This is a genomic window from Streptosporangium sp. NPDC001681, assembly GCF_040298085.1.
Lineage (GTDB): Bacteria > Actinomycetota > Actinomycetes > Streptosporangiales > Streptosporangiaceae > Streptosporangium.
Genome location: NZ_JBEOZN010000076.1, coordinates 36,660 through 48,198 on the forward strand (window position 1 = coordinate 36,660; position 11,539 = coordinate 48,198).

Below are 11,539 nucleotides of genomic sequence, written 5' to 3' on the forward strand. Positions count from 1 at the left end.
GCCCCTCTCAGTTCAAATGGCCGCAACGCGGAGACGCCGATGATGCGTATTGGTGTTACCGGCCATATGAGGAGTCGGTCGGCGCAGTGATCGACCGCGCCGCCCCGACCGCGACCGCGGCGATGAACACGCACACCGCGGCGATAGCCGGGTCGTAGACGGGGCTCAGGGACCATGAAACGTTGTAGGCGGCATGGGCGAGTGTCGGGCCCGTCACCCCGGTTCCGGCCGCGTAGAGGTGGACCAGGACGATGCGGAATCCGACCGTGAACACGCACTGACCGACGATCCAGTCAAGCCCGTGCCCCTGCTGGACGTACGGGAGGACATGCCAGAGCGCCCAGATCACACCGATCACCGCACCGGCCCGTAGCGTGCCCAGCCGACGCAGCAGCGGGCCGGTGGCATAGGCGCTCCAGCCCAGTTCCTCGGCCACGGCGCTGATCAGGTAGAGCACGACCAAACCGAAAACGGCCTCCCAGGTGACCACCGCACCCGGCGGCCCGGCCCCGGCCGCCACTGCGGCAGCGGCGACGACGAGCGGCATGAGCACGACCGACACCGCGTACCACGGCGCATCGGAAAGGCGTGGACGAGGCCACAATCCCCGCAGCCACGCGCGAACGCCTTCGCGACCGCGCACCAGAACGGCTGCGGCGATCACTGGGCAGACGAACATCAACGCCGAGGCCGGCAGCTCGGCCAGCACCGTGCGCGACGGATCGTCCAGCAGCGGGCCCAGGACGTAGAACACCGCGCCGAAGATGAAGACGAGCATCACGAACGGTCCGATCGGCTGGTCCGTCTCGTCGACCGACGGTCGAGCAGCCATGGTGAACCGCCTTCCTGCGCAGGGTCACCCTACTGGCGCGGCCCGGCGCCATGATCGGACAGGTTGTACACGTCCTGAGAGGGGGGCGGTAAGGAGTTCAAGCTCGATTCGGCGGTGAAAGGCCACACACGCGACAACCCGGAAACCTCCGTCCGCGCTCCGGTGCCGCTGGCGGCATGAGCCTTACCGACACCTCAATTCAACGAAGGTGTTGACGTTCACATGGGTAATGGTTATGTTCGCTAAAGAGGCGCGGGCAGCGGCACCGCGAAGGCCACGGAATGCGATGAGGAGTCATCGATGACTGAAACTCACACGTTGGTCACTCGGGAGTTAACCCCGGTCGTCGGCGCAGAGGTCCTGGATGTCGATGTCGACCGACTCCGCAACGACGAAGATCTACCGCGTGCCGTTGCGGCGGCGCTCGAGAAGTTCCATGTGCTCTTGTTCCGCGAGTTGCACATCGACGACGAGACGCAGGTGGCGTTCTGTAAGAAGTGGGGCCCGGTGCAATCGCAGGCGGACTTCAGTAGGAGGTTGACTCCGGGGCAATCGGTTCCTGAAGACCTGCATCCAGAGATCTTCGAGGTGAGTTGGAATCCCGACAACCCATACGGGGATCAACTCCGGGGTAACGTCTTCTGGCACCTTGACGGCATTCTCAATTCAGACCGTCCAACGAAGGCGGCGATGATGAGCGCCAAGGTGGTCACGCCTGCCGGCCAGGGCGGCGAAACAGAGTTCGCCAGCAGTTATGGCGCCTACGATCTGCTGTCCGACGAGGAGAAAGAACGCTACGCCGACCTCCGGGCCGTCTACAGTTTTGAAGCGACTCAACGCCGGGTTTTCCCGGACCCGACAGATGAGCAGGTCGCCGAGTGGCGGAACCGGGAAATCAGCACGCGAGAACATCCGCTCGTGTGGACGCACGCCGACGGTCGACGGTCGCTCGTGCTGGGCGGGCACCAGGACCACGTGGTTGGGATGGATGTCGAGGAGGGACGAGCTCTGCTCGACGATCTGCTCGTTCGAGCGACGTCGCCGGACCGGGTCTACAGCCACACATGGTCGGTGGGCGATACCGTCATCTGGAACAACTATGGCGTCTACCATCGCGCGAGGCCCTTCGATCCGAGCACACGCCGTAGAATGCACCGCACAACCATTCTTGGCAACGAGCCGATCCGCTGAGCCGAGCCTCGGTCGCGGGAGTGATGGACGGGTCGAATGATTGAGGCTTGTTCACCCGGCCTCGCCCGTCAGGGAACTGAGATAATCAGTGTCATGCTGCGCGGCGTGCCAATTCGATCGCATGCTGAGCACCGCGTCGAGGTGTCGGTAAGACTCGTGCCACCAGGCCCAAACGGGCGGGGCGTCCGAGACTGACATAAAGATAGATATCAAGTACCGCGACCTGGGGAAAACCGGTGATCGCGTTATCGTGCCGGACTTATCCGGCCTTGTTCGAGCTCGGAACCATCCGGCGCGGCCCTTTCCTCCGTATTCCGGTGGTGCTCTGACCGGGTGCAACGCGAACGCCTGTATCCGGTGGCACGAGTCTTACCGACCCCGAATTTCTTGGATGCCCGCGTGGCCGAGTCATTTCCTCTGCCCATGTGAACATCAACATCTTCGTTGAATTGGGGTGTCGGTAAGACTCGTGCCACCAGGCCCAAACGAGCGGGGCACGGCGTCCGAGGCTGACATAAAGCCAGATATCGAGTACCGCGACCTGGGAAAACACCGGTGATCGCGTTATCATGCCGGACTTATCCGGCCTTGTTCGAGCTCGGAACCATCCGGCGCGGCCCTTGCCTCCGTATTCCGGTGGTGCTCTGACTAGGCGCAACGCCCAGCACCGGCCCTCCGGGGTCGGTGAGGATCGCAACCTCTTGTCATGTCACGTTGATCAGCGGGGTGACAGGCCCGGCACCGGCCCTCCGGGGCATCGTCACCGCCGAAATAATCATGAGCCATGTGATCACAGCCCCGGGCAGGATGTTCCCGTGAACCATGCCCTGTGCGGTCTCGCCGCCAATCCGGCCTTGCCGTCTGAGCTGGTCGACCGGCTGATCACGACTGCCGACGAGGACATCGCCGCAGGTCTGGCGGAGCGTGAGGACCTCACCCATGCACAGGCCGCTGCGCTGGCCTCGCGCATCGAACAGAGCGTTGTGCGGCTTGCGGAACGAGGTCTGCTGACGGCTGACGACGTCGATCCCGCAGCGCAGCCGCTCGCCGCGCTCGCCCTGCTTGCTGAGGGTGCCGGCCGCCAGGCGTGGGCACGCCTGCTCGCGGCGGACCCGATCGTCGAACATCGGGAGAAACTGGCCGCCTGTCCCGGCCTTCCGCCCGAGGTGAGGGAGATCCTCGCAGCCGACGCGGACATAAGGGTCGTCGTGGAGCTCGCGCTGTGGACGACGCCGGACATGGCCGCCCGGCTGGCAGAGCATCCGCATGCCGAGGTCCGCTGCGCGGTGGCGAGCAACGAGGCGACACCGCCGACGGTGCTGGCTGCGCTGATCACTGGCGAGGGGCTGACCTCGGCACGATGGTGCTTGGTCTGCGACCGCGAGGAAACTCCGTTCACCCGCGATCCGCAATGCCCCAGGCCCGACTGCGACCTGCCACCGGGTGCCTTATGCGACGGCTCCCACGAATCCACCGTTCACCAGACGCACATGAACGCGCTGTGGAACCCGGCCACGCCCACCACAGCCGTCCTCGGCTTCGCCGACCATCCCTCGATGCTGCTGCGCTGGCCGCTGGCCGTCCGCACCGATCTGCCTTCGGCGGCATACGAACGTCTCGCAGGCAGCCCGGAACCCGGTGTCCGCGCCGCCCTCGCCGCGAATCCCGCGATCGATGACGACTTGATCCGCGTACTGGCCACCGACCCCGGCCACGACGTGCGACGCAGCCTCGTCCACAACCCGCACGTGCCGCTGGAGGTACTCACCCGCCTGGCAGGCACTACCAAAATCGGCTCCACACTGCTGTCACGAATCGCCGCCGCCTCGCACGCCGAGGTCGAAGACCTGGCCGCCTCGCCGAATCCGGCCGTACGGATGCTGCTGGCCGAACGGCGCGATCTGCCGTCCGAGATCCGCGATGCGCTGGCCACCGACCCCGACGCCAAAGTGCTCAAGTCCATCGCACCGCACCCGGGCCTGTCCGAAGCCCGCCTACGCGCCATGGTGAACCGGCACGGAGTGCGAGTCATCGCCAAGGTGGCGAAAAACCCGGATGCCTCACCAGCATTGCTGGAAGACCTGACCCGGCACCGGCCACCGGCGCAAAAGGCGTTCCGCGAGGTCGCCCGGCATCGCAACGCGACGGCCCCGGCACTGCTGGCCTGCTTGTCAGACCGGCAGGCCAGGCCCATCGCCGCCGGCCACCCCGACCTGCCGCCACAGGTCATCGTCGAGTTGCTCGCCGATGACGACTGGCAAGTGGTGGAGGCGGCGGCAGCCAATCCGTCACTGCCGCCCGCGGTGATGTCGAAGCTGATGCCCTGACCGATGGCAAGGCGGATCGCAGGCTCCGGGCAGAGCACGCTGCTCGGCACCGCCCCCAGGGGCCGTTACCGCGTGATTGCTGCCTTGGCGGAATTGGCGATGCAACTCTTGCATGGCTGGAAGGACACGATCTCCCCCCGGGTGGTCCCGAAGCCATTGCCAAGGAGAGTCGCCCGCTCCATCAAGATCCATTGATTATGGAATTTTATATGAGAGATGTGAGCGTGATTCCAGTAGGTAGATTCGTATCGTCGATGTGCACTTTGTAGTCGTTGTGTGAGCGTGGTACGCCTTCGTTCAGAAGTGTCACTTGAACGCGGTCGAACAGGGTCGAGGCGCGGGCGCGGCCGAAGGCGTTATCGTGGCTGAAGACGTAGAGGCCGCGAATGGCCATCTCACCACGAGTCGCGCTGCGATCGTGGTCGAACATGTTCGCCAGTATCTGCCAGAGCGTGTCGAGGTCTTGGCTGGTGACGCCGGTTTTCTGGCCACGGGCGGCACTGTAATAGGCATGGGCGCGGTAGAGCCCGTAATGCACGGTCCACTTGGAGCCCATCTCGGTCTGCTCGCCTTTGTCGATGTCGGCCTGTCGGGTCTGGGTGACCCGGGTGATGGCGTGGTCGACGGGGAAGATGGGACTGATACTGCGGGCGAAGTTGATCTGGAGTGGTCCGCGGACGTGCCCGGCCTGTGCGTCACCGGTGGACAGCACGCCTCCGAAAAGTCGGATGTCGAAGAAGTTGTCGCACATCCACTGTTGGACGGCATCACGCTCTTGCGGGGTGGCCTTCTTGCTGGGTTTGACTCCGGTGCCGACAAAGCCGCGCTCAATCTGGCTATTGAGTGCGATCCCTGCCTCTACGAAGATCTTGTAGCGGGGATCGTCCGGATGGAGCAGCGGGATGGTGTCACGGATCTTGCGTTTGAGGGCGACGTCGGTAACTAGGCCCTGATAGGTCTCAGTGTCTACTCGCGGCTGGTTGCCGGCGTCGGGGTCGCCGTTGGGGTTGCCGTCGTGGACGTCGAAGAGCATGACGATGTCGTGGCGACGCGCTGGGTCGAGGTGGGCGGGAATCTCATTTGGCATGGCTAGTTCTCCTGCGGGGCATGTTCGGTGATGTCGGTTTCAGCGTCGTCATCAGTCGTGCTGTCGGGGATGAGATCGTCTGCAGCCAGACGTCGGGCTCGTGCGCGGGTGATGTCGTGGTTGCGTTGGTCGGCATAACCGTTGAGGAACTGTCCCTGGTCGTAGAGAGCCAGGGAGGTGGGGAAGGGACGCAGTCGCCCTATCAGCTCGTTCAAGGTGCGGGCGAAGAAGTCGGAGTAGTTCTGCCTGTCGTGGGTCTGCAGCTTTTTGAGGTGAGCCCGAGAACCACGTACAGCAGGGATCAATGCAGAGGCGGGGCTGGTCACCGCTCGGCTGAAATAACGGTCCGCGACGGTAGTGTTGATCTTTCCGCCGCCCGCGCGAGCAGCGGCGTACTGGAGTGATTCAAGGACGGCAAACATGCGTCCAGCCAGGTAGGCCGGAGTGTTATCGGCGGGATCCAGAGCCATGGACAGCCTCCGGGCGTGGTTTGGATGAGAGCGGGTTAGACACAGGCGCAGCAGGGCTTGACGGGTGAGGTCGAAGCCGCCGTCAGTGCGGATACGCAGCAGGAGGTGGGCCAACATTGCCGAGGACAGTGGCGTGCCGTTGAGTGCGGAGTGTAGAAGGCCACGCTGGATCCAGACGGGGCGTTGGGCGCCCTTGGCGCCGAACTTCGCGTAGGAGCCGTGATTTCCGTTCTTGCCGGGATACCAGCGCCCCAGGGCGAGGGCCAATCGGTGCAGCGAGGGGGAATGCCGCTGGTCAGTCCAGGGATTAGTGATCTCCATGTCGGCGAACCAGGAGGCGATGCGATCCTCTGCCTGAGGCAGTGGAATGTCGATCCAGTCTCGGACCATGATGCGGGCTGAGTTGTTGGACAGGGTGGCCGCGCAGAACATTTCCGTCCGGGTGGTTCCGGCGATGACGCGGGCGCCCTTACGCGGTGCGTCCAGCATTAGGGCGATCTTTACCGGATCGGGCTTGAAGAGCAGTTTGATGGGCGCTTTGCTCTGTACAGTCGCAGCGTTCTGGGTGCCGTCTGTCGGGGTGACCCACCAGATGATCGCGGTGTCGCCGATGGTACGGCGATGGTCGGAGTGTTTGAGTAGGTGTTCCAGCGCGCCGGTGTAGCCCTCGACGCACACCTCACACAATGGAGTGTGTGAGAGTCCGATCTCGAAGTTGAAGCCTTGCGCCGGCTGGTTGACGCTGACTAGCGAGGGGCCGTTGCCCAGCTTGCGATCAGTCTTGCTGAATGGGTCGTGGCCGACGGTGGGGATCAATCCAGGCCGCACGGGCCGAATGGCTCGTTTGATCACTGGACGCACCGTGTTACAGGCTAAGCAGCGGTCTTGGGCACCGGAGGATTTGCGTTGTGAGGCGACGCTGCCCCAGTAGGCGCTGGCGCTGGTGCTGGCGTGCGCCGGGTGGCCTTCGACGCGGAACATCACCACGTCGCTGGAACTGTAGTGTTCCGGTGGCTGGATGAGGGCGACGGCTCCGGAGGTGAGGAAGATCCGCAGTGCTTGAGCGATGGAATCGTCTGGGTGGCATAGAGCCCATTCGGAAACTTGATCGGTGAATGCCTGGTGGTAGCGCTGCGCCCGAGCGCGTTTCCGCTCGTCCTGAGCATCTTTCGGATCGGCCCACCCCAACGCGTATTCGATCTTGTCGCAGGCCAGTAAGGGGACCACGGCGGAGGTACGGCCCACACTGGGCACCACCATCGGAAGGCCGCGGCGACCATTGGGATCAGCCGGGTCGCGGATGGCGATCAGCTCAGCGATCGGGTCGCCCGTGGCTGGACGGCCCATGGCGTCGAGATCGATCAGCCAGCGGACTCCGGTCTCGATGTGAAATAGCGGGGGAATCTGCTCGGGGTGGGCTGCGGCGAATTGCGCCAGGCGGGTCAGCAGCATCAGGCCCCCGGCCGTCCGGCTGAGATGATCGAGGCGTCACGGGCCGGGTCATGGATACCTTCTTGTGGCACCTCCACGATGCCATCGCGTAGCCATGCGGTGAACCACAACGATCGTGGAGTTGGACCGCTCTGATCGATGTCTAAGAGCATCACGCCCAGTTCCTCACTACGGGTGATGGGTGGCGTGGCGGGGTCGGGCGGGCCGAAATCGGTGCAGGAGAACTCGCGGGTTCCCAGGTAGGGGTGGGTGAAGCAGGCTCCCCGTGCCAGTCGGCGGCGAAACTGGTCACGGTATTTAGCCACCGGGTCGGTGGCGTGTTCCTTTAGCCGCATGGTGGCGTGAATACGGTAGGCGACATCTCGCAGGGCTACGGTGTTGCGCTGGTCGCGCTTGTCGGAGGTGTGGAAGTGGTAGCGGCTGCCTTCCTTGAGTACGGTGCTCAGGCTCGGGGCCTCAGTGACTTCGTTGCGCCGGATGCTGAACCATCGGATCGGCTTGAGGACCTCGATCCTCACGATCCGATAGGAGAATTCCGGCTTCCAAAACACCGCCTCCAGCACTCCCCGAGCGGCGCTGGGCGTCATCACCGGATAGCTGACCCGCTCGGTTTTGAGTTCGGGCCGGGTGAAGCAGGCGAAGTCGCCGCTGACCTCCATGACGAGGGGCGACTGGCCGTCGTCACTGTGTTTAGGCATGGGACGTCTCCTCGTTCGTCGGGATCACGATGCCGGTGTTCAGGTCGTAGTTGCCGGCCCACTCGTGTAGATCTCCGATCACTGGCCGCAGCAGGGATGCGACGTGCGGCTTGGCCGCCAGGCTCTTGGGCAAGGAGATGGTGTACGGCTGGAGGCGACGCAGCCACACATGCCCCCTGCCGGGATCACGTCGCAGGGACTGCAGCCACGTGTCGATCGGATCCGCCGCAGTATCGGCTTTCGGATTTTCGTAGCGCACCACAACCGGGACGGTGTCGTCGTCGATCATGCGGAAATTCTCGGTCACGACGGGGAAGTTCCAGGACTCGCGGGCAGCCAGGATGTCCGCACCCATCGCCTTGTCCGGCAAGGTGCCGTAGTAACTGCGGAAGTAGCAAGCAAGCGTAGGCAGGTCATCGGGATCAGATTTTTCGGAGCCGAACAGGCGCCGAGTCTCTGCAACAGGCAACCCGTAACTGGACGGCATGGCCTGCTCGACAGGGTCGAAGATGACCACAAGCCCACCCTCGGCCCTTAGCCCTTCCCGATTGGCCCGACCGGCTGCCTGCAAGATCGATTCCGCAGGAGCCATCGCCCGGTACACCACAGGAAAATCAAGATCAACCCCAGCTTCGATCAGCTGGGTCGAAACCAGGTACAACGGCTGAACCGGCTTCTGCTTGAGAATGGCGGTGACGTTCTTCAGCACGGCCTGGCGATGTGCGGGGCACATCCGAGTGGACAAGTGCTGTACCGCTGCCGGGTCGGGTTGCCCCTTGCAAACGGCCTGATACACCTTGCGAGCGTGGTCAACGGTGTTGACCACGATGAGCACCTGCTTTTGGGGCTCTTGGGTCGCTTTCTGTGCGACCTGCTCCAAGGTCGGCCGGGGAGCAGTCAACCAGCGATAGCGCATGGGCCGAAGCCGGCGCAACCGCTGCTGCAGTTCAGTGGGGTTAGGGAGGATTTCCACCGGGCGCGCCTCGCGCAGGGGCGGCATCTCCCAAAACTCCGGCTGAGTGGCTGAGGACAACAGGACTGTGACACCAAAATGGTCGACCAGCTGTCGCAAAATCGTCAAGATCGGGATTAGCAGGTGCACCGGCAGCGCCTGAATCTCGTCCAAGACGATGACCGAATTCGCCAGCCGATGCAGCTTACGCATCGCCCAAGGACGCCGATCATGCAGCGACTGCAACAACTGAACTGTTGTGGTGACAATAAAAGGCGCGTCCCAGTTCTCCGCCGCCAGACGCTGCCATCGGCTGCCTGCCCCATCCAGGGTGACGCTGCTGTGATGCTCCAACACCACTGGATCGCGGGGGGTCGAACTCAGCAGCTCGCGGTACTCCGCAGCGTTCTGCTCAGTGATCGAGATGAACGGCACCGCCACAATCACTCGTCGCAGGCCCCGCGCCACCATATGATGCAGGGCAAACCCAGCGCTGGAGATCGTCTTGCCGAGTCCGGTCGGAGCGGCCAGTTTGAAGAATCCGGGGGCAAGCCGGGCCGCCGCAACGCACGCCTCGTACACCTCGATACGCAACGGATCGACCGGGCTAGGGCTGGCTTTTCGCTTTTTCAGCTTGGCCTTGAGTCCATCCTCGAAACGGTCCAGCAACTGTGCCACAGAGACTGGGGTGGTCACGTGCTGACGCCTCTTGCCGAAGTGGACCTGGGTATCCAGATGATCGGCATCCACCAGGGCACTGAAGAGCATCCGGGTGAGCATCTCGCCGCCGAGCAGATCAGAGGCGGAAGAGGGCCAGATAGGCGGGGTTGGATCGCGCAATTCCGGAAGCAATGACTGAAGTCGTTGGATCGCCTGTCGTTCATGTGCGATGTCCAGCGGAGGCGACGCCAGGAAGTTCTCCATCTCCCCCGGATGCTGCAGTCCACCATGATGGCCGTAGACGGGCAGGGCGAATGCGTCGAAATCTAGGCGTTCCACGAGGAATCGAGTCCCCGCCGCCCTGTGATCGATGCCTACCGGCTGATCGGTACCCTCAACTTCAAGCAACCGCTGCTGCCACCCCGGGGCAGCTTTGCCGAAATCATGTGTCAGCCCAAGCCAACGCGCGGGCTGACCTGCTCCAAATGGCTCGGCGAACTCCGCTGCCCACCAGGCCACCGACCGAAGATGCTCCTCAAGCCGATGCCGTTGGCCCGATGTCGTACTGAGAGTATGCGCCCATATCGGGCACCCATCCGTACCCGGAGCCTCGTCTGAGAGATCGCCAGCTTCCATAGCCGGGACCGTACAAGAAGCCACCGACATTTAGCCTGCATCTCATCAAGACCCCTCTTCTTTTAGTTGGGAGCCTGAATTCCTTGCAAAGGGGTCCCTTTGAGAGGAGGTATGGCACGATATATTGCTTTATGGGCAAATTGACGAACTCGGACGATCGGGCTCTCGCGGGCCTGGAGTTGCCGGAGTGTTGTGGTGGTCTCCTGTCCAAGTGATCAAGAATTACGACATTTACGGCTAAATCCTCGCAATTCCTTGCAAAGGTGGTGATTGCTTACCTGGATAGCCGAGGGCGCAACATCGCCATCACAATGGGAGTCAAACCGACATAGGGTTGGCGATGCCGACACTGGCCCTTCGGGGAGGTGCGAATCGCAACCGTGATGGAACAAGAGTTTCTTGAGAATTGCATAGTGGACCAGCACCGGCCCTCCGGGGTCGGTGAGGATCGCAACGGGGCAGTATCCGGGGCGCCGCTCGGCTTGCTGGTCTGACCAGCACCGGCCCTCCGGGGTCGGTGAGGATCGCAACACCGCAAGAAGCTTCCTGTGGCGCTCCGCGAGGATGGCCAGCACCGGCCCTCCGGGGTCGGTGAGGATCGCAACCGCAACAGACCGATGAGCCCGCCGAGGGCGTCTCCGCCCAGCACCGGCCCTCCGGGGTCGGTGAGGATCGCAACAACCCGGCGTCGTACGGGACGCCGACCACCTACCTGTCCAGCACCGGCCCTCCGGGGTCGGTGAGGATCGCAGCTGGCCCGGCGCCGAGCACCCAGTGCGGCAGGTCAACCAGCACCGGCCCTCCGGGGTCGGTGAGGATCGCAACCGCGGCCTCTGGCCACGTGGCGCGTACTTCCTGCCACCAGCACCGGCCCTCCGGGGTCGGTGAGGATCGCAACTGCGATGCCGGGACACGGCCCGAGGAGTTGAGGGTGGCCAGCACCGGCCCTCCGGGGTCGGTGAGGATCGCAACCGGCACACCTGGTCAAGTGGAGTAAGCCATCCCTGCCAGCACCGGCCCTTCGGGGTCGGTGAGGATCGCAACGAGGTCGGCGTGATGGAGAAGACGCGCAAGAACCACCAGCACCGGCCCTTCGGGGTCGGTGAGGGGCGCGACACGTCTTTTCGGGTAGAGGGCATGCGGTCGTGTCTGGCCCCGCGGGCGGTCCCCGGTTGTGCACCACCGCCTGCGGGGAGTTGGGGCGCGGCGGCACGGGAGGTGGGATCGCCGTGCC

General features: G+C 63.8%; 7 protein-coding genes and 1 CRISPR repeat array. Of the genes, 2 read left to right on the plus strand and 5 right to left on the minus strand.

Annotated features, from left to right (window positions below; all coding sequences use genetic code 11):
• Nucleotides 1-55: 55 nt before the first annotated feature.
• Complete coding sequence (locus ABT130_RS29650; RefSeq protein WP_350960734.1) at nucleotides 56-832, minus strand: CPBP family intramembrane glutamic endopeptidase; 777 nt, start codon at nucleotides 830-832, stop codon at nucleotides 56-58.
• Nucleotides 833-1,132: 300 nt separating this feature from the next.
• On the opposite strand from ABT130_RS29650, the gene ABT130_RS29655 reads away from it, so the two are divergent.
• Together ABT130_RS29655 and ABT130_RS29660 are read left to right on the plus strand one after the other, a co-directional pair.
• Nucleotides 1,133-2,023 carry a TauD/TfdA dioxygenase family protein gene (locus ABT130_RS29655; protein WP_350960736.1) on the plus strand — a complete coding sequence of 297 codons (891 nt, stop codon included), beginning with the start codon at nucleotides 1,133-1,135 and terminating at the stop codon, nucleotides 2,021-2,023.
• A gap of 815 nt (nucleotides 2,024-2,838) precedes the next feature.
• A complete protein-coding gene (locus ABT130_RS29660) occupies nucleotides 2,839-4,350 on the plus strand; it encodes a hypothetical protein (protein WP_350960738.1) in 1,512 nt (503 codons plus the stop codon).
• A gap of 205 nt (nucleotides 4,351-4,555) precedes the next feature.
• Here ABT130_RS29660 and cas7c read toward each other — a convergent pair whose 3' ends face one another.
• Genes cas7c through cas3 form a run of 4 tightly spaced genes read right to left on the minus strand, consistent with a single transcriptional unit; the run spans nucleotide 4,556 to nucleotide 10,335 of the window.
• The gene (gene cas7c / locus ABT130_RS29665) at nucleotides 4,556-5,437 is read right to left on the minus strand and encodes a type I-C CRISPR-associated protein Cas7/Csd2 (protein WP_350960741.1); all 882 of its coding nucleotides are present in this window, start codon (nucleotides 5,435-5,437) and stop codon (nucleotides 4,556-4,558) included.
• 2 nt (nucleotides 5,438-5,439) lie between these two features.
• A complete protein-coding gene (locus tag ABT130_RS29670; protein WP_350960744.1) occupies nucleotides 5,440-7,359 on the minus strand; it encodes a type I-C CRISPR-associated protein Cas8c/Csd1 in 1,920 nt (639 codons plus the stop codon).
• Nucleotides 7,359-8,057 (minus strand): type I-C CRISPR-associated protein Cas5c, encoded by a 699-nt coding sequence (cas5c, locus tag ABT130_RS29675; RefSeq protein WP_350960746.1) that lies wholly within the window; start codon nucleotides 8,055-8,057, stop codon nucleotides 7,359-7,361. The genes ABT130_RS29670 and cas5c overlap by 1 nt, the downstream gene beginning before the upstream one ends.
• Nucleotides 8,050-10,335: a CRISPR-associated helicase Cas3' gene (cas3, locus tag ABT130_RS29680; protein ID WP_350960748.1), complete on the minus strand. Its 2,286-nt coding sequence runs from the start codon at nucleotides 10,333-10,335 to the stop codon at nucleotides 8,050-8,052. The genes cas5c and cas3 overlap by 8 nt, the downstream gene beginning before the upstream one ends.
• A gap of 388 nt (nucleotides 10,336-10,723) precedes the next feature.
• Nucleotides 10,724-11,421: direct repeats of the CRISPR family, unit length 37 nt; unit sequence CCAGCACCGGCCCTCCGGGGTCGGTGAGGATCGCAAC.
• The last annotated feature ends 118 nt before the right edge of the window (nucleotides 11,422-11,539 follow it).